Source organism: Nocardia vinacea NBRC 16497, from assembly GCF_000308835.1.
GTDB classification, from domain to species: domain Bacteria; phylum Actinomycetota; class Actinomycetes; order Mycobacteriales; family Mycobacteriaceae; genus Nocardia; species Nocardia vinacea.
Window position 1 is genome coordinate 1 of record NZ_BAGN01000415.1, and the last position, 24447, is coordinate 24447.

22 protein-coding genes and 2 pseudogenes are annotated in these 24447 nt (G+C 61.1%); 16 read left to right on the plus strand and 8 right to left on the minus strand.

Annotated features, from left to right (window positions below):
* Window positions 1-165, minus strand: a 165-nt coding sequence (locus tag ON44_RS49205; protein WP_169338159.1) for a MarR family transcriptional regulator, incomplete at its 3' end; no start/stop codon positions are given.
* Between the two features lie 654 nt (window positions 166-819).
* Between ON44_RS49205 and ON44_RS53180 the strand changes: the two are divergent.
* Both ON44_RS53180 and ON44_RS53185 read left to right on the plus strand, forming a co-directional pair.
* Window positions 820-1428: pseudogene (locus ON44_RS53180) on the plus strand (TetR/AcrR family transcriptional regulator); the annotation flags it as partial.
* A 200-nt stretch (window positions 1429-1628) separates the two neighbouring features.
* A complete protein-coding gene (locus ON44_RS53185) occupies window positions 1629-1934 on the plus strand; it encodes a Rossmann-fold NAD(P)-binding domain-containing protein (RefSeq protein ID WP_245567532.1) in 306 nt (101 codons plus the stop codon).
* 51 nt (window positions 1935-1985) lie between these two features.
* Here ON44_RS53185 and ON44_RS40745 read toward each other — a convergent pair whose 3' ends face one another.
* Window positions 1986-2543, minus strand: a complete 558-nt coding sequence (locus ON44_RS40745; protein ID WP_157187568.1) for a hypothetical protein — start codon at window positions 2541-2543, stop codon at window positions 1986-1988.
* A gap of 242 nt (window positions 2544-2785) precedes the next feature.
* Between ON44_RS40745 and ON44_RS40750 the strand changes: the two genes are divergently transcribed.
* The 13 genes from ON44_RS40750 (at window position 2786) to ON44_RS40820 (ending at window position 16125) form a co-directional block, all read left to right on the plus strand.
* The gene (locus tag ON44_RS40750) at window positions 2786-2998 is read left to right on the plus strand and encodes a hypothetical protein (RefSeq protein WP_040700201.1); all 213 of its coding nucleotides are present in this window, start codon (window positions 2786-2788) and stop codon (window positions 2996-2998) included.
* Between the two features lie 1057 nt (window positions 2999-4055).
* Complete coding sequence (locus ON44_RS47530; protein ID WP_051183136.1) at window positions 4056-5075, plus strand: LLM class flavin-dependent oxidoreductase; 1020 nt, start codon at window positions 4056-4058, stop codon at window positions 5073-5075.
* 50 nt (window positions 5076-5125) lie between these two features.
* On the plus strand, window positions 5126-6103 hold the full coding sequence (locus ON44_RS40770; RefSeq protein ID WP_157187569.1) for an SDR family NAD(P)-dependent oxidoreductase: 978 nt from the start codon (window positions 5126-5128) through the stop codon (window positions 6101-6103).
* A gap of 82 nt (window positions 6104-6185) precedes the next feature.
* The gene (locus ON44_RS40775; protein ID WP_040700205.1) at window positions 6186-6923 is read left to right on the plus strand and encodes an SDR family NAD(P)-dependent oxidoreductase; all 738 of its coding nucleotides are present in this window, start codon (window positions 6186-6188) and stop codon (window positions 6921-6923) included.
* 261 nt (window positions 6924-7184) lie between these two features.
* Window positions 7185-8012 (plus strand): mycofactocin-coupled SDR family oxidoreductase, encoded by an 828-nt coding sequence (locus ON44_RS40780; RefSeq protein ID WP_040700207.1) that lies wholly within the window; start codon window positions 7185-7187, stop codon window positions 8010-8012.
* 52 nt (window positions 8013-8064) lie between these two features.
* Entirely contained in the window at window positions 8065-9519 is a 1455-nt protein-coding gene (locus ON44_RS40785; RefSeq protein WP_040700208.1) for an aldehyde dehydrogenase, read from the plus strand.
* Between the two features lie 56 nt (window positions 9520-9575).
* Window positions 9576-10022: a nuclear transport factor 2 family protein gene (locus ON44_RS40790; protein ID WP_051183140.1), complete on the plus strand. Its 447-nt coding sequence runs from the start codon at window positions 9576-9578 to the stop codon at window positions 10020-10022.
* Window positions 10023-10280: 258 nt separating this feature from the next.
* On the plus strand, window positions 10281-11243 hold the full coding sequence (locus tag ON44_RS40795; protein ID WP_040700209.1) for an SDR family NAD(P)-dependent oxidoreductase: 963 nt from the start codon (window positions 10281-10283) through the stop codon (window positions 11241-11243).
* Window positions 11244-11368: 125 nt separating this feature from the next.
* Window positions 11369-12823, plus strand: a complete 1455-nt coding sequence (locus tag ON44_RS40800) for an aldehyde dehydrogenase (protein WP_040700210.1) — start codon at window positions 11369-11371, stop codon at window positions 12821-12823.
* Between the two features lie 136 nt (window positions 12824-12959).
* Window positions 12960-13829 (plus strand): TIGR03619 family F420-dependent LLM class oxidoreductase, encoded by an 870-nt coding sequence (locus tag ON44_RS40805; RefSeq protein WP_051183141.1) that lies wholly within the window; start codon window positions 12960-12962, stop codon window positions 13827-13829.
* Window positions 13830-13876: 47 nt separating this feature from the next.
* On the plus strand, window positions 13877-14608 hold the full coding sequence (locus ON44_RS40810; protein WP_157187570.1) for an acetoacetate decarboxylase family protein: 732 nt from the start codon (window positions 13877-13879) through the stop codon (window positions 14606-14608).
* 44 nt (window positions 14609-14652) lie between these two features.
* Entirely contained in the window at window positions 14653-15144 is a 492-nt protein-coding gene (locus ON44_RS40815) for a hypothetical protein (protein ID WP_157187571.1), read from the plus strand.
* 36 nt (window positions 15145-15180) lie between these two features.
* A complete protein-coding gene (locus ON44_RS40820; RefSeq protein ID WP_051183142.1) occupies window positions 15181-16125 on the plus strand; it encodes an SDR family oxidoreductase in 945 nt (314 codons plus the stop codon).
* Between the two features lie 1239 nt (window positions 16126-17364).
* Here the strand turns inward: ON44_RS40820 and ON44_RS40825 are convergent.
* The 5 genes from ON44_RS40825 to ON44_RS40845 form a co-directional block, all read right to left on the minus strand.
* Window positions 17365-18246 (minus strand): mycofactocin-coupled SDR family oxidoreductase, encoded by an 882-nt coding sequence (locus ON44_RS40825; RefSeq protein ID WP_051183144.1) that lies wholly within the window; start codon window positions 18244-18246, stop codon window positions 17365-17367.
* Between the two features lie 214 nt (window positions 18247-18460).
* A complete protein-coding gene (locus tag ON44_RS40830; RefSeq protein ID WP_157187572.1) occupies window positions 18461-19036 on the minus strand; it encodes a VOC family protein in 576 nt (191 codons plus the stop codon).
* 251 nt (window positions 19037-19287) lie between these two features.
* Window positions 19288-20613 carry an FAD-binding oxidoreductase gene (locus tag ON44_RS40835; protein WP_083898480.1) on the minus strand — a complete coding sequence of 442 codons (1326 nt, stop codon included), beginning with the start codon at window positions 20611-20613 and terminating at the stop codon, window positions 19288-19290.
* Window positions 20614-20724: 111 nt separating this feature from the next.
* Window positions 20725-21558, minus strand: coding sequence for an alpha/beta fold hydrolase (locus ON44_RS40840; protein WP_040700216.1), 834 nt, complete (start codon window positions 21556-21558; stop codon window positions 20725-20727).
* Window positions 21559-21691: 133 nt separating this feature from the next.
* A complete protein-coding gene (locus tag ON44_RS40845; RefSeq protein WP_040700217.1) occupies window positions 21692-22519 on the minus strand; it encodes a mycofactocin-coupled SDR family oxidoreductase in 828 nt (275 codons plus the stop codon).
* A gap of 444 nt (window positions 22520-22963) precedes the next feature.
* Here ON44_RS40845 and ON44_RS40850 point away from each other — a divergent pair, with 444 nt between their 5' ends.
* Window positions 22964-23875 carry an SDR family NAD(P)-dependent oxidoreductase gene (locus tag ON44_RS40850; protein ID WP_051183147.1) on the plus strand — a complete coding sequence of 304 codons (912 nt, stop codon included), beginning with the start codon at window positions 22964-22966 and terminating at the stop codon, window positions 23873-23875.
* A 161-nt stretch (window positions 23876-24036) separates the two neighbouring features.
* Here ON44_RS40850 and ON44_RS54320 read toward each other — a convergent pair.
* Window positions 24037-24348: pseudogene (locus ON44_RS54320) on the minus strand (SDR family oxidoreductase); the annotation flags it as partial.
* Window positions 24349-24447: the final 99 nt, after the last annotated feature.

A 24447-nucleotide genomic window follows, 5' to 3' on the forward strand; every position in this document is an offset into this window, starting at 1 on the left:
CGCCGAGGGACCCGACACCCGCTGATACCGCGGAGGCGAGTCCGACTTGATCGCCCGCGAAACCGTGTCCCGCGAGATCCCCAACCTGGTCGCGATCGCCCGCATCGACAGGCCCTCGCTCGCATGGAGATACCTGATCTGCGCCCAATCCTGCACTGAGATCACCCTTCCGATCGTGGATGGGTGGCCTACTTTTCAAAGAGCGCTAGTGGCCGGACTTTCGAAGAGCGCTGACAACTGCCCGTCGATCACTCATCACGGAGTCTGCGCGACTTTGAGCGCACGTTGCGCGGGGCGTGTATCGTCCACTCTCCCAGCGCCATCAAATCCGGGACCCGCGACCGGTGGCGCAGCCGAACGGGCTCAAACGCTGCTTCGTTGGCCAAGTATCGTTGAGACTGGCCAACTATCGCTGCGGGGCACAGTCCTCGAGTGCCAGCAACCGTTCGTCGGTGTGCCCACCCCGCCGAGCTTCGAAACCTGAACGTTTCTTTGGTTTTATCGTGTTCGGGGCCGCCACGAAGAACTCCTCCAACCGGGGATAGCCCTAGGTCTCGCCGGTCAGCCACAGACGGGAGTGCTCACCGTCCACACATGCAGCGCTCTTCAAGCTATCGGCGAGGTCGCGGACGAACTGGAAGTCGTGCAGTTACTTTGGGCGCTGACGCGCCGATCTCGCTACTCGCTTTTTGGTGATGTAAGGCAGCGGCCCGCCGTCGGGCATCCCAGCAGTGAGACGCTCGATCACGATCGACAGCCCGTCGAGCCGTACTTCAACAGGTGCTTCATACTCACTTCTTCACGCCACAGGGGAGATCGATGACGGCCGAGAGACGCCAGCTACAGCCGCGCAAGCGGCCCCGCCAGGCTCGGTCCGAACTCACCCGCCAACACATCCTGGAAGCTGCGGCTCGCGTTTTCGCCGATTACGGTTACGCCGCCGGAACTACGAACCGGATTGCCGAGTCGGCCGACATCTCGATCGGATCGCTATACCAGTACTACCCGAACAAGGACGCCATCCTGTTGGATCTGGTCACCCGACACCTCGACGCGATGGCCACCGCTGCGCGTCGCCCGACCAGCGGCCCGCCCGACTCGATCGAGGGCACCATGCGCGCCATGGTTAGAAGCGCAATCGACGGCCACCGCGACGATCCCGAACTACTACGCGTCCTCATAGAGCAGGCCCCGCGATCACGCGAGCTCATGGAATGGATTGCCGAGCAAGAGCAGGCATGGGTGACCGACCTCCAAGAGCTCCTTGCCGAGAACCCTGAGGTTTGCGTTGAGGACAAGCACGTTGCCGTACAGCTGGTCATCGCCACGATCGAGTTCGTCGTCCACCCGCTGATCGCTGCACCGCACCCCATCGATATACCGAGTTTCGAAAACGAGCTTGTCGCCATGCTGACGCGATATCTTACGGCGGGACCATTTACAGGCGATGCTTGGGATGCCGAGACTGCTCGGACTCACTGGCTGACGAGGCTGTTGGCCAGGGGGCGACCGTACAAGCACTCGCTTTATCAGCCACTGAGCGGAGATAGCCAGCGGAGCAAGACTACGGTCAGCGCGACGCATGGGGATCGACGAGCAGGTGCGGTCATGGCACCACCATGGCCTTGGTGGGCGCCTACATCCTGGCCGGCGAACTCGCCGCGGCTGGCGGCAACCATCAGAAGGCCTTTCAGCGATACGAAGACCAGATGCGACCGTGGGTCAACGAGATCCAAGACGGTACCCCATCGCTGGGCAAGTACATGGTTCCCGCAACAGCTGCAGGTGTTCGATTAGGAAACGTTCTGGCACAGCTGATTACAATCATGCCCGGCAAGGCACTGTTGGCGCGCAGCTTGACCAAGATGGCCAGCGAAATCGCGTTGCAAGACTATTCCCAATATTCGCTATCGCAGGGCACGCCCGCAGCCTGAACCAGACACGGTGTCGATGTGAGGAATCAGGAGATGCTTCACCATCCGTTATCAAGAGTTGCTTGACGAATCGTTGGATTTGACGCCTGCGCCGGTGGCTCGAAAGTGGGTGATGGGTTGGAGGTTTCGTCTGCCGAGAAGGATGCGGTAGTGGGTGTCCTCGATGACGACGGTGACGAGCTGTCCGCGGTAGCGGTGCCCGAGCTTGATGTTCTGCTTGGCAACCATGATGTTGCCGTCGGCGTGGACCTTGCGTTGCGCGCGAAGCGATCCGGGGGGCGGCAGTGGCGCGGAGGGGGTGCGAGCTCCAGGGAGTCGACTGATCCGATCGGCGGGGACGGGGCAGGGCCAGGTGCCGATCAGTGCGTTGTCGGCGATGGCGTGCATGAGGTGCCCGTCTAGTCGGAGGATGATTCGTTCACCTGCCCGGGCGACGCCGATCGGGTGTTTGGTGTTGGCGATCGAGACGAGGCCGTCACGGTCCACGGTGCGTTCGATCTCTGTGGCCTCGCCGGTGCGGATCGGGGCGATGCCGGTGCCGTCCTGGGGGGCCGGGCGCAGCAATGCGCCCGGCCTACCCGGCCATAGTGCGCGGTCCGAAACGGCCACGGACGGCTGTCAAGCCTGACCGTGACGTCAACTTTCGCCGATGCGGCACCGTGGTCGTTCCGGCCGCCGTCAGGGTTCGCCGATGAACGACGTCACGATTCACGGTCGTAGCCACTCACCCAGTCCGCAGCAGTGGAATAGCGCAGCAACCTTTGGAATAAGTACCCACCACCAGTTTGCAGCGAGGTGGTGTACACGCCGGACCTAGATGCCGAATGCGGTTGCCAGAGAGGAACTGTGCAGTGGATGCAGCCACTGAACGCTTGATCACCGTGGTTGTCGATGCGATCGAATGCGGCAGCGATGTCATCACCGCCGAAGTCCGCCGAACCGTGTGCGCCGAGGTGACATCACCGCCATCGCTCGACCAAGTCGAACATGCGCTCGAGCTGCTGCAGGCACCGGGACTCCGCTACCGGCCCGGCGACATCGGCTGGGTGATGTCCTCAGGCTGAAGGACCTGGAGTATTTGGCAGACCCGGCACGCGCTTCCGACTCGCCGCCGCCCGTCTACGACGGTCCAACCTAGAGTCTGTCGAGTTGTCGTCACCCGTGTCGTCAGTCCGCGGTTGGGATCGCCTGTGTCGCAGTCCCGGTGTTCGGGCTCGGCGACGAGCATGTGGCGGCGGTCAGTCTCACCAGACCGACGAGCAGTTTCCACCCCGAGACCAGACTGCTGCTGTGCGTGCCGGGACCGAGGGATTGAGCAGCATGGTTGTGCGTCGACACGAACTGCATTGACTGACGGCTGGTTCCGGCACGGTCGGGTGCACCAGTGGTGCGCTTGTCGGCGGTGAGGATGTCATCGGGGTGAGCATCGGTCACCGCTGTCCGTCACGAGGCATGAACCCCAATCGACCACACCCAGGTCCCGGACGAAGGGCTTGGACGCGGTGAACGACAACCATTCGGGGTCGGCGCTGGGGGCACCGCACGCGGGTGAGTCGAACAGTTGCTGTATCCGCAGCGGCGGCGTTGCCTGACCAGGGGAGGACTGTGCGGTTGTTGTCACAGCTACAGCTCCTTGCTTGCCGCGCCTCAGGCGGGCGTCGCCCCGAAAGAAAATGATACAATAATTGGATGTATCGCGAAGTAATTGTAGATAATTGCTAGGGAGACGTGTACTTGTGCCGGTGCGGCTGTCGTCCCTTTGCTGATGGCGCCGACCCATTGACACAGCTTGAGGTGTGCGAATATGGTGGCGATCACACTCGACCATCCAGTCGGTCGAGTGCGAGGATGGTCGACATCTGGTAGCAACTGACGGCCGCAGCATCCCCGCAGCGCTGCGAGTACACGACGGAATGTCGACTGCGATCAAGCGGACCGCGCGGACAATTGGTAAGGATGGTGGCTTTCAATTGCGGCACGAGTGGAACAACGGTGGTGACCTCATCCGGTACACCCAGGCCCAACTCCGCGCCAGGGGCGAGGCGACTGTTGCCCGCTGAGCGACGGAGCGTCGGTGTTCGCGGCGAACCTGCCTGTGCGAGAAACCGAGAGGGCGGATAGGTGAAGTTCGGATTATTGCTACGCCCCCAAGACCCGCCGAGGGCCGAGGGGATCGCACGGCGCTGGCAGGAAACTCTGCACGCTGCGGAGGTAGCCGAGGAGGCCGGGTTCGACGGCGTTTTCGTCCCCGAACACCATATGGAGCCCGACGGTCATCTCCCTGCACCGTTGGTCGCCTGTGCCGCGCTCGCGGCGCGCACCCACCGCGTCGAGATCGGCACCACGATCTTGCTTCTGCCGTACTACCACCCGGTCCACGTCGCAGAGCAAGCGGCGATGGTCGACATCATCTCCGGCGGACGCATGCGTCTAGGGGTCGGGCTCGGGGCCACTGCTGCCGAGTTCGATCTCTTCGGTGTCTCCGCCGAGACACAGATTTCCCGATTCGAGGAGTCTGTCGATCTTGTTCGCCAGGCCTGGTCGGGGAGCGAAATGAAGCACGTGGGTCGGCATTTTTCGGTCGCAGGAAGGATCAGTCCCACCCCTATGGCAGCCGAGCTGTGGATGGGGGCTATGTCAGGAGCCGGTGTACGGCGAGCAGCCCGGTTGGGGGCGCCGTGGGTGGCGGATTCCCTGCACAACTTCGATGTCATACGGACCTGGGCGAAACAGTATCAGGCGGCCGGGCAGGAGTACGCCACCACCGACCGACAACACATCGTGCTGCTGCGCGACGGTTGGGTCACGACCAGCCTCGACGAGGCAGAGCGACACTGGTGGCCCCACATTCGCGACAAGTACTGGTCGTACTTCGAGCAGGCACCACAGTGGGTGCTGGACCGCGAGCCCTCGCTGCGAGGGGTAACGCGGGCATCAGAGCTGCGGTTCGACCGGCATCGTATCGATCGCCTGATCGTGGGGGCCCCGGATGACTGCATCGCGACGATCAAGCATCTGCGCGCGACCTTCGACGTCGACTACCTGGTGATGAGTTTCCGCATGGCGGTAGGTCCGGACCATGCCGACGAAGTGCGCTGTATCAGGCAGTTCGGTGCTGAGGTCATCCCCGCGTTTTCGTAGGAAACAGCGACGCGTGCCCGGGCGACCGGGCGAGAACAGCGGTCGGTCTATTGGACGGCACGGATAGGAAAGAGTGGATTCTCATGACGGACGAACTGCGCTTCGACGGCCGCGTGGCAATCGTGACCGGTGCCGGGAACGGCCTCGGTCGCGAGTACGCGCGCGTGCTCGCGTCGCGAGGGGCGAAGGTCGTCGTCAACGATGTCGGTGCAGAGGCCTTCGGTGGGGGCTCGGACCCGAGCGTCGCGAAATCGGTAGTTGACGCCATAACCCGCGCAGGCGGCATCGCAGTTGCCAATACTGGGTCCGTGGCGGACGGCGGCACATCCATTGTGCAGACCGCCCTCGATGAGTTCGGACGCGTCGATATCGTCGTGACCAACGCCGGATTCCAGGGTTGGGGCGCGTTCCGCGACACACCTGACGCATTGTTCCGTGGATTGTTCGACGTCCACCTATACGGCGCCTGGAGCACCATCCAGGCCGCCTGGCCGCACTTCGTCGAGCAAAACTACGGTCGCATCGTCGCAATCACATCGAGCGCCGGACTCTTCGGCTACGCGGGCGTGTCGGCATACGGGACTGTAAAGGCAGCGAATATCGGGTTGGTCCGGTCCCTCTGGATGGAGGGACAGGACAACGGGATCAACATCAACCTGCTGGCTCCCGGCGCGCGAACGCGCATCCATGACGGGTTCGCCCAGGAGTGGAAGGACTGGACCGACGACCACATGCGCGCCGAATTCCCGGCACAGGCAGTGGCCTACCTAGCCCATGAAAGCTGTAATGCGACAGGTCGGATCTTTACCTGCCTGACCCACCGCCTCGCCGAAGTAGTCCTGACAGAGACTGCGGGACTGGATCTGCCGCCGGATCAGTGGTCGGCCGAAGCCATTCGTGACGGGTGGGCGAGCGTGGAGTCCCGCGAGGGCGAATACCGGGCAACCGATGCCCTTGACCTGCTCGACTACGGCATGAAGCGCATGGGACTGGAGTACCCGGAGGAAGGCGCCCCCGGCTCCGAGTAACAACTCGCCGGTCGACGTCAGCGAACGAGGCGGATGCAAGGGCCGGCCCAGAACGAGCCCATTCAGTCAAAGGAGAATCGAAGTGGGACGAATAGACGGCAAGGTGGCGCTGGTCACCGGTGCCGCGAGAGGCCTGGGAGCTGCGATCGCCCGGCGGTTGGCCGAAGAAGGCGCTGCGGTGGTGCTGACCGACGTGCTGGTGAACGAGGGACGCGCGACCGCCGAGACGATCCCGGGGGCAGTCTTCCTCGAGCAGGATGTCAGCGACGAGGCCCGTTGGCAGGCCGTGCTGGCGGAGGTCCAGGACCGGTTCGGCAGTCTGCATGTGCTGGTCAACAACGCCGGCGCGGTACGAATCGCGACAATCGAGGATGCGACCCTCGACGACTTCCACTTCCACCAGCGGGTGCTGCTCGACGGCGGCTTCCTCGGGTGTAAGTATGGTCTGCCGCTTATCACGACATCTGGTGGCGGCGCGATCATCAATATCACCGCCTTGGCGGGCGTTCGCGGGGTCGGTAACCTTCCGGCGTATTCGACGATGAAGGCAGGGCTGGCCGGCCTCACGCGGTCGTTGGCTGTGTTCTGTATGGAGAAGGGCTATCCCGTCCGGGTAAACGCCATCGCGGCGGGCGCCCACGACACCCCGATGGCGCGGCTCGGAATGGCGAATGCCGATGCGGCTACGACGCGGATAATCGAAGCCGGACTGGCCGACGCGGTGGACATCGCCAACACGGTTCTGTTCCTCGCCTCAGAGGAGGGACGAAACGTAAACGGTCAGGAGCTTGTCGTCGACGGTGGCTCCAGTGCCAGATAAAGGGTGGCCGCCGAGCGCCCGGCCCCATCGCCGGTTTGGGTGGACCGAGGTTCACCCTGACCAAGGCCCGCGCAACCCACCTGGGCGAATATCGTCACATGACGTAATTCTGACGAGGTCTCAACCTCGCTGACAATTCGAAATTGGCACGTACCATTGCTGCCCGACCGAATGGCCGGTCGGGCGGCTTTCTCGGCGAACTCTGGGCCGGAGCGTTCGCCTTGCGGGGCAAATACAAGCAGACATTAGGGAGTTCTCGAAATGGGCAAGCTCGACGGCAAGGTAGCTTTCATCACCGGCGCCGCGCGTGGTCAAGGTCGCAGCCACGCCGTGCGGCTCGCTGAGGAGGGCGCGGACATCATCGCGGTCGACATCTGCCGTGACATCGAATCTGTCCCGTATCCGCTGGCCACCCCGGACGACCTGGAACAGACGGCCAAGGCGGTCCAGGTGCTCGGACGTCGGGTGGTCAGTCGTCAGGCCGACGTCCGTAACATGGGCGAACTCCAGGCGGCAGTGCGGGACGGTGTCGCCGAACTTGGACGCCTGGACATCGTATTGGCCAATGCCGGCATCATCGGCTGGCCCTTGGACGAGCTCGACGACGGTGACCCGCTGGTCAGCTGGAAAGATGGCATCGATGTCAGCCTCACTGGCGTCTACCTGACGCTGCGCGCCACCGTCCCTGTTCTGATCGAGCAGGGTGACGGCGGAGCGATCGTGCTGACCAGTTCCAGTGCTGGCCTCAAGGGGCTCGGCGCGGACTCCGCAGGCGGCCACGCCTACACCGCGGCCAAGCATGCGGTGGTCGGCTTGATGCGCACCTACGCGAATTCGCTTGCCCAGCACCATATTCGGGTAAACACCGTGCATCCGACCGGTGTGAACACGCCGATGGTAATGAACGACGCGATGCAAAAATACCTGAGCGAGTACCCGGATTCGGCCCGTGACCTGACCAACCTGCTGCCCGTCCAGTTGATCGAGCCGGTGGATGTCAGCAACGCCATCCTCTACCTGGTATCGGAGGACGCCCGCTACGTCACTGGCGTGACACTGCCGGTCGACGCTGGCATCACCGCCAAGTGAGCATCACCGCGACCAGCTGAATACGGCTGCCGACCGGCCGGAAAGGGAGATCATGATTATCCGCGACGAACTGTACATCGATGGCCAGTGGATCAAACTCCACTCGACTCATCGTCTGGACGTCGTGTCGCCGTCGACGGGCGAGACCATCGGACGCGCCCCCGCCGCGGATGTCGTGGATGTCGACGCGGCGGTCCGGGCGGCACGCCGTTCGTTCGAGGACGGCGCCTGGCGGGATAAATCCATCATCGAGCGCGCTGAGATTCTCGACAAGGCATGCTCGATGCTCGAGCCGAAGCTCGACGAGATCGCAGACCTCGTGACCTCGCAAATGGGACTGGCGACCTCGGCGGCGCGAATGACGACGCCGAGCGCATTGACAACCGCCCGCTACTTCCTCGATGTGGCGTGCCGGGAGTCGTTGTCAGAGGTCCGTCAGACCAGCTACGGACCGGCGGCCGTCGTCAAGGAACCCGTAGGGGTGGTGGCCTCGATCGCCCCTTGGAATGGCCCGTTCTATACCGCGATGTCGAAACTTGCACCTGCTCTCGTCAGCGGTTGCAGCGTTGTCTACAAGCCGGCCGCCGAGACACCGCTGGACGGTTTCCTCATCGCGGAGGCATTTGCTGAAGCGGGCGTGCCTGCGGGGGTGTTCAACTACATCACCGGTGACCGAGATACTGGCCGGGCCCTGGTAGCGCACCCGGATGTTGACATGGTCTCGTTCACCGGGTCGACGACCGCGGGCCGGGAGATCGCGCGGGAATGTGCTGAAAGGTTCAAGCGGACGCAACTCGAGCTCGGAGGTAAGTCGGCGGCCATCGTGTTGGACGACGCGGATCTCGACATCACTACGGCTGCGCTTTCGACCGGGAACTTCTTCCTGACCGGGCAGATCTGTGCGGCGTTGAGTCGAGTCCTGGTGCCGCGATCGATGCACGATGAGGTGGTCGATGCTCTGGTGGCAGCGGCGGAATCATACGTGGTAGGTGACCCGTTCGATCCGGCAACCACCATGGGGCCCCTGGCGTCCACGCGACAGCAGGCGCGGGTACTCGGATACATCGAAGCGGGCAAGGCAGAGGGCGCCCGCGCAGCGACAGGAGGCGGCGTGCCGGTCGGATTGGAGCGGGGCGCCTTCGTGCAACCGACGGTGTTCGCTGGTGTCGACAACACGATGGGGATTGCCCGCGAAGAGATTTTCGGGCCCGTCGCATCGGTGCTGTCCTACGACTCCATCGACGACGCGATCGCGATCGCTAACGACACCTCATATGGACTGCACGGCGGAGTCTTTACGCAGGACCCAGGGCGTGCGGCGTATGTCGCCCGGCGGGTTCGGGCCGGCACATTCAGTGTCAACAGCTACATCTACAACGCGGAGGCGCCATTCGGTGGGATCAAGTTCTCGGGGATCGGGCGGGATACGGGGCCGGAAGCCGTCTCGTCCTACTACGAGCTGAAGACCGTCAACATCACTGATGAGATGCGACCGCTCTTCGCGTGAGTACGCGATGCCGGAGCACCTTGACAACTGCGCAACTACCAACGAGGAGAGATGATATGGCCAGGGCTGACGATATCGAGGAGATCCGCCAGCTGACCTATAAGTACTTCTGGGGCTGGGACGTCGACGATATCGACGCCGCAACCGAGGTTTTCACACCTGACGGAGTGAACGACGAGAGTCGCCTCGGCTCCTATGTCGTGCGCGGCCACGCCGAACTTCGGGCGAACTTCGCGAAGTACCGGCCGATGATGACCCACTCCTTCCACTTGGTCGGCAATCACATCATCGAATTCGATGACGACGACCATGCGCACGGCACCAACTATTTCGACGGTGTCGCTGTCTTGCAGGACGGATCCGAGATCGGCGGGAAGCACTATTTTGCCGATACCTATGTCCGCACCGCAGCTGGGTGGCGGATCGCCACTCGCATCGTCCATCCGCTGATGCCGATCCCCGGCAGCCCGTGGGAAGACTCGGTGCCATGGGACAACGTGTGACAGCGGCCGATCTATCTGGCAGATAAGCGATCAGCGGCGGCCTCGGACGCGCCAGTGCGCGCGCGATCCTCCGGTCGGGTGGCGAGGCCGTGCTGACTGGACGCCGCTCAGCTGGCAGGTCGAGCAGGATGTGACAGAACTGGCGACTGGTCAGGTGCGGCCATTGACAAGTCATGTCAGAGCGCTGGTATGGTGTAAGTCACAAGCCGTTCGACCGACTGGTTGGTCGAAGCGGTAGAGAGGATGAGGACTACTGGCATGACTGATTTGAATTTCATTGGCCGTGTTGCCATCGTGACGGGTGCAGGCCGTGGCATGGGCCGCGGTCATGCGCTCTTGCTTGCTTCCCGCGGCGCAGCGGTAGTCGTGAATGACAATGGCTGCGACGTCGATGGCAAGGGATTCAGTAAAGACCCCGCTGATTCCGTTGTGGCCGAAATCAGAGCGGCCGGCGGACGGGCTATCGCGAACTACGGCGACGCCCGCGCGGAGGAGACTGGCGACTCGTTGGTGACGGCCGCGATCGAGGAGTTCGGTAATGTCGATATCCTGGTCGCAAACGCGGGGATTACACGGTTTGCCGATTTTGCCGATACGAACGAAGACATCTTGATTTCGACGGTCGAAACCCATCTCTACGGAACATTCCGATTGGCGCGCGCAGCGTGGCCGCATATGATGAATGCGGGTTACGGGCGCATCGTCACGGTCCCATCCCAGAGCACCTGGGGGCTCTGGCAGTTGAGTGCCTACAACTCGGCGAAGGCCGGTATTCTCGGACTTACGAAGACGCTTGCGGTAGAGGGCGCGGAGCACGGGATTCTCGCCAACGGGATCGCTCCCGCAGCGTGGACGCGAATGTCCGACAAAGCGGCCGAGGTCGGCCAAATGCCACCCGACCAGTATGAATTTGCCAAGCGCGCCACGCCGGTCCAGCCGAATTCCGCGATCGTGGCGTATCTCGCGCACGAGAGCAACACGCTGACCGGCCAGATGCTGACCTATTCGGGAGCACGTATGGCGAGACTCGCATACGCCGAGACCGAGGGTGTTCCCGTGGATGTCGACGCGCCGCTGTCGCCCGAGCAGGTGGCGGCGAGTATCGGCCAGATCATGGAGGACACCGTGCGGTACGAATGGCCCAACAGCAGTGATCTTCTGCAACACACTCAAGCGCAGCTGCGCGAGCGAGACGAGGCGCGCGAAAGGGTCGGGCGCTGAACCGGGTCGCCACGCGGAAGCTTTTTCTTGGAAACTACGCAGTTCGGCCGGTGGAGGCGCCGGAATCATAGACGGGCACGCGTGTTCGGCACTGGCGCCCGACTTCCTCAGAGGAGTTCCCGCACATGAAGATCACCGACAAGCTGTTTATCGATGGCACCTGGCAGGATTCACGATCCGGCAAATGGCTGGATGTCGTATCCCCGGCGACCGCTGAGTCTATCGGCCGCGCGCCGAATGCAGGCGCGCTGGATGTTGATTGCGCGGCGAGAGCGGCTCGCCGATCGTTCGAGTCCGGGGTCTGGGCCGGGCTGTCGGTGGAAAAACGGGCAGATATTCTTGAGCGAGCGTACGCATGGCTCGAGCCACGCCTTTACGAGATCGCCACTTTGGTTACCTCGCAAATGGGCCTTGCGATCACCCCGGCAAGGGTTACCACCCTCAGCGCTCTCGCGACCGCACGTTACTATTTGCGCGTGGCGCGCGAGCAGCGCACTACCGAGGTTCGCGAGACGAGTTATGGTCCGGCGGCCATAATTCGGGAACCGGTTGGAGTTGTCGCATCGATCTCCCCGTGGAATGGCCCCTTCTATACCGCGATGTCCAAACTAACGCCTGCGCTCGTCAGCGGATGCAGCGTCATATATAAGTCAGCTGCGGAAACTCCGCTCGATGCATTCTATATTGCGCATGCTTTCGCTGAGGCGGGCGTCCCCGACGGTGTCTTCAACTACGTGAGTGGTGATCGGGACACTGGACGAGCAATCGTCGCTCATCCCGAGGTCGATATGGTCTCTTTCACCGGTTCGACGACGGCGGGGCAGCAGATCGCGAAGGAGTGCGCGAGCCGTTTCAAGCGAACCCAATTGGAACTCGGCGGGAAGTCCGCTGCTATCGTCCTGGACGACGCGGGATTGGAAACAACCATTCCGGCACTGTCTGTGGGCAACTTCTTCTTGACCGGCCAGATTTGCGCAGCCTTCAGTCGTGTCCTGGTTCCCCGCTCCAGGTATGCGGAAGTCGTCGACGCCCTAGTTGCCGAGGCCGAATCCTACGTTGTCGGCGATCCTTTCGACCCTGCGACCACAATGGGCCCGCTAGCGTCCAAGCGACAGCAAGGGCGAGTACTCGAATATATTGAATCGGGCAAAAGCGAGGGTGCGCGAGTCGTCACCGGTGGTTTGATTCCCGCAGGTCTCGAGAAGGGTGCGTTCGTCTCGCCGACGGTCTTTGCGGATGTCACGAACTCGATGCGGATCGCGCGTGAAGAGATTTTCGGACCGGTGGCGTCGGTATTGGCGTATGACACAGTCGACCAAGCGATCGCTATCGCGAACGACTCCGACTATGGTCTCCACGGGGGAGTCTTCACCGAAGATCCCGAGCGTGCCGCGTATGTCGCCCGCCGCGTGAAGGCTGGCACGTTCAGTATCAACAGTTACACCTATAATACCGAAGCGCCGTTCGGCGGAGTCAAAGGTTCCGGAATCGGCCGGGACACGGGTCCCGAGGCGCTGCTGTCGTATTACGAACTAAAGACGGTGAATATCACCGAGAATATGCGCGGTCACTTTGCTTGACCAAACGGTACAGTTCGCGCAAACGATCGAGTTCGGCAAGGCTGACACGCTACTGACGAACATGGTTTACGCCGCGCAATTCGTATTGTGAATCCGTGCATCAGTCGAATCACCATCTGATGGAAGAAGCGATCGTTTGAAGTTTTGGAAAAGTCTGCAGTTCACCAATACCGAGGATATGTTGGCGATAGCGTCGATCGCTGACAACGACACCCGCTTTCACGGTGTGTACCTCGGCGATCATTGGGTTGCAGCGCACGGATCCGCAGGTTACCCGACAACACCTGACGGTCGGGCACCTTTTCCGGACTCTACGCACTGGCCGCATATCGGGAGCATGCTCGGAGCAATCCTTGCAACCACCGTGCGGGTCCACGTGTCGACCAGCGTCATGCTCTTGCCGCTCTATAATGCATTCGACGTCGCGCGGATGTGTGGGACCCTCGCTGTCCTCTCAAACAACCGCTTGTCACTCGGTGTCGCGCCGGGGTGGTCGCGAGACGACTATTCGGCAGTGGGTGTTCCTTTCACCGATAGAGGCCGTCGCATGGACGAGTCGCTGGATGTCGTACGGGCACTCTTGGCAGGTGGCGAAGTCGAACATCACGGCGAGTTCTATGATTTCGAGCCCCTGGAGATTCAACCGCGGCCCGACCGGCCGGTGCCGATGCTCACAGGCGGATTCACTGATCGCGCGCTACGGAGAGCTGTGGAGAAGGCGGACGGCTGGGTCGGGGCACCGCTGGACCCGTCGCAACTGACCGACAATATCTCGAAGCTGACTGCCATGCTCAGCGATGCTGGTCGAGCGCGTGAGTCATTCGAGATTCGAGTTCCGTTCCGCGGTGATGACATCGACTATCTTCGCCGACTCGAAGAGTTGGGGGTTGACTCCATTCTGTGCACACCGCCTGCAGACCACTTCGCAAAGCCTCAGCCGAGGCAAAAGAAGATCGACGAGATGTTTCGGATGAACGAGGTCGTATGCAAGTTTCTCGAGCATTAGCACCCCGTGACTCATATCCGATTAGTAAACGATTGAAGGAACCCATCATGGAGAACTCGTCCGAGGTCTTCGATAGGATGCATGCGCCGATCGCGCAGGCATTCCCGATACGGGAAAATTACCAGTATACGCGCGAGATGGGGCTGGTTCTCAGCTTCGAAACCGACGAGGATGCGTTGCGTCGAGTATTGCCCGAATGTCTCGAGATCGACGGCCCTGCAACAGGATTCGTTAAGGTCACTCAGCACAAGAGTAGTGTGTTCGGGCCGTACACCGGCGTGTACATCGGAGCAAAGACTTGCTTTGAAGGGCAGCCTGGAAACCACATCATTTCGGGGATCAAGACTAGCCAACCTGGCGCGATTGCTGGCAGAGAACTTTGGGGAATGCCCTATCAGGTGGGCAATGTCGCTATGTCGTGGGTTGATGAGATCCTCCAGATAGAGGTATCTCGGGCGAGCATCCCATTCCTCACCATGCAGGTACAGCTCACCAACCGTTCTGGGCCCATCTCCTATTATGGAACCTTGCGTACTCACGTGGCCCGCAAAATCGACTTCGAGAATTGGAATGCCGGCTACGCTCTCGTGGCGGTGGATTCGACCGCTACAACTGAGGGAGTTGAATCATGGGACGCAGTGGCGTCGTTGACCCTTGGTGCCGGAACCCCGATCGATGACTGGTCGGTTCTCCCTGTGCGCAGGGTTGTCGGTGCTCGCTATGAAACTGGAGGACAGATTACCCTGCCGATGGGGCGCATCATTCACTCGTGGCCGTGAATTCGGCGGCAGGACAAGATATTTGAGTGCCCTCGAGGAGTCAGATGAGTAGGTTCGACGGAAAGTGGAGGATCGATACCGATGATCCTCGTTCGGTCGTCTGGAACCCTGTGACCGGAACGTACGGGCCCGATGCCATCGGTGACGAAATCATTGCCTTGAAGCATGACGTCGATCGACAGATATACGATGTATGGTACGGCGTTTCGCCGACGGTCCATTTGCGTCACGTGTGTATCTTCGACGATCGAAGTTGGTCTCCGTACACGGTGGTAGAGAAGTTCAATGAACCGGCTCCATCCGGAGATGAGCGCAATTGGGCCGATGGTTTCGTCGTAGGCAGTCCGTTCTCCTTCGTTCGTGTCGTACTCGTCAATGACGATGTGCATTGTCGCTTGATGCGAACGCCTGCCGGGGAAGCGAGAGCTGTCCTGACCCGATCTATCGAGCCCAGTGGCGATTCATTTGTTTCCACTGTTGTAGATCCAGTTGGCAGGCTCAAGATGATTCGCGTGTTTCGACGAGTCGATTCCTGATGATCGTCATCGGGAACTTATGTTAGGCGAACGAGTATGGAAGACGATAATAATTCGGATGTGAGGTTCGACGACAAGGTTGTGATCGTTACCGGCGCTGCTCGCGGACTGGGCGAAGCGTACGTGCGACTACTGGCCGAGCGCGGGGCGAGGGTGGTCGTCAATGACTTGGGAACATCGGTCGGCGGCGGTGGCACTGACGAATCGATCGCACTCGAGGTTGTCAAGTCCATCGATGCCGCGGGCGGTATTGCCGTCGCAAGCTTCGCCGATGTGACCACCGTTGAGGGTGGGAACGATATGGTCGACACCGCACTCGCGGCATTCGGCCGACTTGATGCAGTGATAAACAACGCGGGCACAGTCGTCAGCGACGGTCTCGCCGATGTTGATCAGGAGTCAATGTCCCGGCAATTGGCGGTTCACACGTTCGGAAGCCTGAACGTCACCAGGGCGGCGTGGCCTCACCTGGTCGCGAGCGGTGGTTCAGTGTTGCTGACGACTTCGGCTGCCATGTTGGGAAACGTCGACTTCTATGCGTACGGAATGGCAAAGGCGGCAACCTTCGGACTGCTGCGAAACTTGGCTGTCGACGCTGCGGCGCAGGGTATTCGAGTCAACGCTATTATGCCGGCTGCGGAGACTCGCGCGTCCCGTACCGCGCCCGATGTGCATGTGCGTCCACTGAAATCGAGTTCGCGGAACGGTCCGGAGAACGTCGCAGCGGTGGCCTGCTATCTGGTTCATGAGAGCTGTACGGCGAACGGTGAGATGTTCGCCGCCGGACGTGGTTATGCCAGACGAATTGTCATGAGTATCACGAATGGACTTTATGCCGATCCGATGACCATCGAGAACGTTGCTGCCCAATTCAGCCGGATCTGCGCAGCTGGAGATCTGGACGAGCTGACAGACGTTCAGTCATATCGTGCGGCGTTGTCCCCTGCGGAAGGTCCGGCCACAGGGATTCTATTCGGTTGAATCCCCTGGAATTGATGCGGGATAATAAGAAATAGGTCGACGTCGCCAATGGCTCTTGCTGACATTACGGGTGCGTCGGAATAGTTGGCGGCCCGCTTGGCTTAACGCACCCACGCCGGCCCCCCCCGCTCCCGCGAGTGTCCCCAGATGTGGGGAGGGAATCTTGTTGCGTCGTCTGCGGGCCCAGTGGCCTGCGGACGACGCACATTGCAGTGGTCGTGCAATCAAAAGGAGCTGTTACCAGTGCTTGGCCAGCCCTCGGGGGCGGTTTCGAGACGACACAGGAACGGACGCCTTTGATCTCGGTGCTGAGCTGCTTGCTTTGCTGATCGTACGACCACCGCTAGTTCGCGGCCGCGGCATCACACGCGGTCGACGCACCTATCCCGTATCGGCTCCGAAGACACAAAAGTTGTTATTTACCGGACCGGTGCCGCCCTGGATAAGGAACTACCCGGTAGGAAACCTGTCCGGCGCCGCTACCGCGGTGGAGCCGACACTCAACACTGGCGCGAGTGTCAGCGCCGACACCGCCGCCGCGGTCCGCCCGATGCACCGACGACGAAACCCTGCTATCAGAGAACCCACGGATTTTCTCCTTCGTGCACGAGTCGAAATGGCCTTGCTTTCCGCCTCGCGCCGGTACCTCGACGTTCGAGATGTGTTCTCGTCGTTCGTATTGTGCTCCAAACGCCAGTCAAGTTCACATCGACCGTGTCGTTGCCAACCCTGGATGGGATCTCGCGAGAGTTCGTCCTGCGGCCAACCAAGGACACTGGCGTTCGCCACTACGACGTCTAGCCGACCAAGTTCCGAGATGCCTTGGTCTATCGCATGTTTCACCTCTGGGTCGCGGATATCTACCTGTACCGTGACGATTCGACGTCCGAGCTGGTCCGACCAAGCCAGCCGTCCGCCACAGGTCTTCGGGGGGTGTTGAGGGTGTAGGGCATCGAGTCGATGTCATGGCAGATTTCGAGCGCAATGGTGCCCGCGCCGGCCCTGCCAGAGTCTGCGCATGGGTGCGGCCATACTGCGCAGTACCCGTGACAAAGGTCTTCGATTCTTTGATCGGGCTCCTGAAGTCATCTGCCTTCTACGACTCCCGGCCGCGAGAGCCGAACGACCCATCCCACTTCAAATACAGGCCACCTAGTCACGCCCGACCGCTAGAAATCAAGCCCGAACAGCCAGACCGCCCCGTCCCGACAACAGGCCGATGGGGCCTGCAAGATTGAGCTAACGGAGTTGCGCTGCGGCGAGCACTTCGGTAGCGATCAGTGGCACACCGAAAGGTTGATTTACGTTTCCGAGATCCACGGGCATGGTGATTCCGGTGATGAAGCGGGAGTCGTCGGTCACCAGGAAGAGAGCTGCATTAGCGATGTCATGAGGTTCGAGCCATAGCTCGGGGAGGAGGTTCAAACTCCGGAAAGCGAAGTCGGCGCCCTCGACAGTGCCTCCCGATTCGACCCCACACATTTTGGAGAGCATCACTTCGCTTGTTGCCATCGGTGTGTTCACGGTGCCCGGGCAGATCGCGTTCACGCGGATGCGGTAGGGCGCCAGGTCTGCTGACAGCGACCGCATCAACCCGAGAACCCCGGACTTGGCAGCGGCGTAGACGCCGAAATCGTTGACCGGTCGAAGCGCTGTCACCGAGGATGTCATGACAATCGCGCCCCCATCTCCCTGTTTGATCAGCTGGGGAACGACAGCGCTGGCCGTGAACAGGACTCCCTTGAGGTTCGTGTCGAGAACGTCAACCATTGCTTGCTCGGAGGCGTTCCAACTACCTACGACTCCGATCCCGTGGTTGATAATTGCGATGTCCAAGCGGCCGAACTCCGACACGGCCTCGGCGACGGCGTTCTGCATCGCCGCTAGATCGCGTGCATCTGCACTTATGCCGAGACACCGCTGGCCGAGTTTCTCGACCAGTCTCACCGTCTCGGACAGGTCCTCCGGTGTTGACATCGGATACTCGACTGTCTCGAGCTGGGCCGCCAAGTCGGTTACGACGATCTGAGCGCCCTCGGCGGCAAGCGCGAGTGCATGTGCACGACCCTGACCGCGAGCGCCTCCTGTAATCAGGGCGACCTTGCCGCTTAGTTTTCCCATTTGGATTCTCCGTTCAGTTGTTCTGAGATAAGGCACATCTCACGCGGCGCGGTCGCGAGTCGAGACAGTGTGCTCGACGGGTCGACTAACGAACGCTGTGGTCATCCGCGATGAGGTGCGCCGATCGATGATGCGACGGGCGCAGGCGGTTATCGCGGACTCAGGAGATGGCAGTTCGGCCCTGAGCAGAAGCTCACATCTTTGGCCAGTTTGCTCACCAATTCAGCGTGCGAATTGGGTCGCTGCCGTCCCAGTTCTTACTGGCCTCCTCGACCATTGTGTTGAGTGCATTCAGCGACTCGCGGCTCTCCTGAATCTCCAACAAAAAGCCCAACTGATCGCGTGTCTCCAGATAGGCAGTACGTACATCGCGAGACTGAATATCCATGGAAGACTTGATACCTCGCTCCGCGAGGTCGGCCATTGTTTGGTCGTACTCGTCGGTCATGAAGGCGACGTGATGGAATATCGACTGTCCTCCGGGGATCTCGCCTTCCTGCCCGAGGGTCCAGGCGGTCGGCTCGGCGCTGTGTTGGCACATCAATTCGAGTTGGATGCCACCCATGTGCGCAAGAGCAAAGGTGAGGTCGACATGAGTCGCTTGGCCGCGGAACCACACCCCCTCGAGGGCGACATTGCGGCATACGTAGAACGGTCCGACGCCAATGGAGGTCCATTGCGCCATGGCCTTGTCGATGTCACCGACCATCATGCCGATCTGGATGATCTCTCGACCTCCGGCGAGCTCTCTGGCGCTGGCGGATGATGCGGGGGAGATGGGGGTGCTCACGGTTGAAACTCCTCGAGAAGGGGTGGTCCAGCTCTGAGGCCGGGGCTGTCGAACCGCCGCGATTGCGGGTGGGCATGCGCACTACGTTTTGTGCTGTGTCTCACAGTACAGAGCTGCGATGATCGAATCAACCGACTGGTCGGATGATCTGGCCGCATTTCTCTCGATGACCGACGGTTGGGCTTGTGTCCGTGGAATCCATTGCGCGAGTACGCCCTCTATCTCCGCCACGTAGTTCGAGGGCGGCCGATTCATCTGGGCCTGCGCGGCCGACTGACGACCTTGCCGGGATTCATCAGGTTGACAGGATCAAGTGCGTGTTTGACGGCGCGCTGCATGTCCAGAGCGACCTCGCTGAGCTCGGCTTCCAGAAGGTCGACCTTGAGTGCTCCCACGCCGTGCTCTCCGGTGATCGTCCCTCCGAGGCGGAGGCCGAGCCGCGCGATCTCGCTGAACGCGCGTTCGGCGATTGCGACTGATTCCCGGTCGGAGGCGTCGAACACTATGCAGGGGTGCATGTTTCCGTCCCCAGCATGGCCGAAGACGGCGATTGTGGCTGCGAGTTCACCAGCGATGGTGCGTACACCACTGAGAAATGAACTCAACTGCGTGATCGGTACCGCGACATCTTCGACCAGGGTGGTGCCCAGCTGTTCGATGGCAGTTCCAGCCATCCGCCGGATAGCGGTGATCTCCGCACCCTCGTGAGGGTCGTTGGTGGAGAATGCCGTTGTCGCGCCCGAGTCGAGCGCAGCCTTTTCCATGAGTTGCGCATCCCGAGAGCATGATTCGGCCTGGGGGGAATCTGTCTGACAGATGAGAACAGCCTCCGAACCCGGGGAGAACTCGAGCGATTTCCACCGCCTCAACGCATCCAAGGTCTGCGCGTCCATGATCTCGAGCATTGACGGAATACAGCCCTGCATTATCGAGCGTACGGCGTCGCTGGCCGCGGCCAGCGACGGAAATTCTGCGACAACGGTCGATCGCGCAGGTCCGGGTTGTCGCACCAATCGCACGGTCACTTCAGTGACGATTCCAAGGATGCCTTCCGAACCTACGAACAGCCCCGTGAGGTCGAGACCGGCAACACCTTTTCGCGATCGGCGGCCCAACCGGGTGCTGCGGCCGTCGGCAAGGACTACCTCGAGGCCCAGCACGTAGTCGCGAGTGACTCCGTACTTCACGCAGCACAGGCCGCCTGCGTTCGTGGCGATGTTGCCGCCGATGGTGGAGATTTCCTGACTTCCGGGATCGGGCGGGTAATAGAGGTTGTGTTCGGCCACAGCACGGGACAGGTCGCCGTTGACCACGCCTGGCTGAACTACGGCTGTCGCGTTCGCTGAGTCGATCTCGAGAATTCGGTTCATCTTTTCTAGCGACAGGACAAGGCAATCTGCGACGGCTGTCGCGCCACCGCTGAGTCCGGTTCCTGCGCCACGTGGAACGATGGGAATCCGGTGCTTCGTCGCCAACCGGCATAGTGTTTCGACCTCAGACCTACTGTTCGGGAATGCCACCCCGATGGGTTGCTGCGCTTTTACGAATGACGCGTGGTCTGTCACGTAGCCGAGCATTGCGTCCGAGTCTGCAATCAAGCGGGTGTTCGGGAGGAGTGTCCGAGCTTCTGAGATCAGGGGGTGAACGGCAGATGCTGTCACGGCTGAGATCTCCGATTCATGATCACACTATGTGTTGTTCGGAGTGAGGAATGTGTGAACCAGGCGGGCAAACGCATCAGCGTGCTCGATCTGAGTCCAGTGTCCGCACCTACCGAAAACATGTAGCTGGCTATTATCGATGAGCTCGAGCATCCGTTCGGAAGTCGAAAGTGGAATCACTTTGTCGTCTCGGCCGTGTACGAGCAGCGTAGGGTGGCTGATTTTGCGGATCTGGGCGTCGTCGTAAGCCAGGGCTTCCACCCATCGCTGACGTGGCGCCGGAAACATGCTGGAATAGGCTCCCTGAACACCATCCCGGGCGCTAGCCGCGTAGCGTAGCTGCGCTAGGTCGTCGCTGACAAGCGACTGGTCGTACGCGAATAAGCGCATGATCGCCTTCATGTTCTCGGGAGAGGGTTCGTAGCCCCACACTGCGTCGAGTCCGGGCGTCAGTTCGAAGGGAACTCCGCAAGAGCCCATCAGTATCAACTTGTCGATCCGGTCGGGATGGGCGATCGCCAGCGCCAAGGCCATGGAGCCACCGAATGAGTTGCCTATCACGTGTGTCTTGCCCACATCAAGCGCATCGAGAAAGTCGACAATGTGTTGGAGCCAGAGTCGTCGTGAGTACTCCGTCCCGTCCGGTACTTGTGTGTATCCGAAGCCGGCCAGATCGGGAGCGAGTATCCGAAAGTAGGGTGAGAGGTCGCGGATAGATAAGCGCCAATTTGCGAAGGCGCTTACACCGGGACCTGATCCATGTAGTAGCAGAACCGGCTGACCGGAACCTGAGTCGTGATAGTTGGTTACAAATTCACCTGCCTGAATCGTGCTACCGATTTCAGGGTTGTTTGAATTCATGGTTCCTCTTTGTGTGTCGCCACGACGCCAATCTCTCGGGGCCATGAGGGAACTCGCGGGAATGAATCGGCGCTTCGGCATGCCGCGTGCTCAACAGAGTTGGTGTTCATGCGATGATGCGACGAGCCGCCGATCAGGCCTTGCGGAGCAGTCCGGCGTCGACCGGCAGGCAGACTCCGGTTACATACCGCGCCTCGTCGGAGGCGAGCCAGAGAACGGCGTTGGAAATATCGACGGGGTCCATCCAGCCCACCGGAAGCGCATTCATCGCCCGCGCGATCGCTGCACCCGCCTCAGGCGTCGGGTTGTCGGGGTTGTAGAGGCGGTCGAGGGATTCGTTCAGAACCATGGGTGTGCCCGTGTTGCCGGGTAGGACTGCGTTGACGCGGATGCCGTACTCCGAGACCTCGTTGACGAGAGTGCTCACCATGCCGTTTACGCCATTCTTGGCGGCAACATAGTGGATGACGTTCGCATATCCCTTCGCAGCCGCTACTGAACTCGTGACGATGATCGAACCCCCATTGCCCGCGGAGATCATCGAGGGCAGCACTGCACGAATCGTGCGGAAGACGCCGGTCAGATTTATCGCGATCATGTCGTCCCACATCTGATCGGATATCTCTAATACGGGAGCATAACTGCTGATACCGGCGTTGGCGCTGACGACATCGATGTGCCCGAACTCGGACAGTCCTTCGTCGACCACGCTCTGCAATTGTGCGGAATCGCGGACGTCGGCCTGCCGCGCGACAATTCGACGATCCAGCTTCTGGACTTCACGAACGGTCTCGTCGAGATCGCCCATCGTAGACATCTCGTATGGCACCGAGTCGACCTGTGCGCAGATGTCGAGCGCTATGATGTCGGCGCCCTCTTCTGCTAGTCGGACCGCGTGGGAGCGTCCTTGTCCTCGAGCGGCCCCGGTGATCATTGCTACTTTGCCTTCCAACCGTCCCATTGCGGCCTCCCGGTTTCCTAGATTCTTGCCGCCATCCGACTGCGCGGCCTCCGAATTCCCAGGCGCGGCATCGACTCGCGGCCTAGCGAACCCGAGACTTGTTGCGGCTCTTAGACGCCGAGCGGGGATCCCCATGAGACCTTCTCTTCGAGAAGCTGCGTCTGGTGCGTGCGTCTCATGGACGGGCAGCAGCGTAACTCGCTCTCACGCTGCGGGTCAAGAGTGTGACCGACTAGTCGGTCACCCAGACTTCGGCAGCCGAAGGGTTGGGTTGTGGTGGAGGGCGGAATGCTTGACGCCGAATGTGACGATGGTTACATTCACACTCGACCGACTAATCGGTCGAAGCGAGGGCGATGATCCTCCAGAAGGGCGTCAGAGCCGGCCGATTTCTGCCCGGGGACTCAGAGCAGGGTTTGTGGTGCCGCGATAGAAGGGAAGAAAATGAACTCGGAAATCTTGAGCGGCAGGGTGGCGATCGTGACCGGCGCGGGGCAGGGAATGGGACGCGAGCATGCACTCTTGCTCAGTCGCCTGGGCGCATCGATTGTGGTCAACGGTGTTGACGAGTTCAATGCAACAAAGGTCGCAGATGAGATTCGCTCAGAGGGGGGATCGGCGGCCGCGTGCCGAGCAGATGTCTCGGACCCCAGCGGGGCCGCGGAGGTTATCGAAACCGCGATCACCAGTTTCGGAGGCCTGCATATTGTGGTCAGCAACGCGGCAATCATCAATAGCATCTCGTTCGCTGAGATGGATCATGCCGAGTTCGACCGGGTTATGAAGGTCAATGCCTATGGCGCGTTCAACGTGGTCAAAGAGGCATGGCCGCACCTGATGCGGCAACGATTCGGCCGAATCGTCATGGTGAGTTCATCCAGTGCGTGGATCCCACAGTCGCAGATCGGGCACTACGCGGCGTCCAAAGGGGCTGTCTTGGGCCTATCGCAGACTCTCGCCGCCGAGGGTTCCGAGCATGGGATCACGGTCAACGTACTCGCTCCTGGGGCATTCACCGGGATGCTCGGCGCTCAGGCGGACCGAGAGACTGTCCATCGAGTCAAGACCACGATGCCTGCGCGACTCGTTGCTCCGGCCGTCGCTTGGCTTGTCCGAGACGAAAACACACGTACTGGAGAAATCTTCGAAGTTGCGGCTGGGCGCGTCGCCCGCAACTTCGTCGGATCCACCAAAGGATACTGGAACCGGGAATTGTCCCTAGAGGATCTGCAGGAGCACGCGAGGGATGTCGATGAACTCGACGGTCACGCGGTGCTCACAAACACCATCGATCTCGTGCAGTGGATGACAAAGAACACTGGATGGGAACTGCCGCCGCTCACACCCGCGGAATGAGGATTCGGGAAAGTGCACTCTGAAGAGGCAACGGCGATTTCACGTATCACAGTGGTCCTCGGGACAACACCGAATCTGCTAGCCAGGGGGCCGGCCACCCGCCGAGCCCGCTGCACGCGGAGGGACGAGAAAGTCATTGTCATCCCGTATCCGGCTTGCCGTCAGTGCCCGGACCTCCCACCGTCAACCGCCGGGGTCGAGCCGGTGATATAGGTCGAGGTCTCACTCGCGAGAAAGACGATGGCAGTGTCAAGTTCGCGCTGGAGCCCATCCTTCCCAGCGGCGAGATGTGTTCGATGAAGGAATGCAGTGGACCGGATGGAATAGATGCGGCAAGCTCGGACTGGAAGGGGGACCGCGTTCACATGGATGCGATTACGACCCGCCCACTGCTGTGAGAGGTCTCGGGTCGGGCCGATTACTGCTGCCTTGCTCGATGTGTACGCCGCCTGCGGCGAATAGGACTGGATCAGATCGCGGCCGACCGAGGGTGACGAGGTATCCGGCCACGCCTGATGGTCGACCGTCGGTCCTGCCGAGCACTCACTGGCTGCACCGAGCTTGTGCATTTC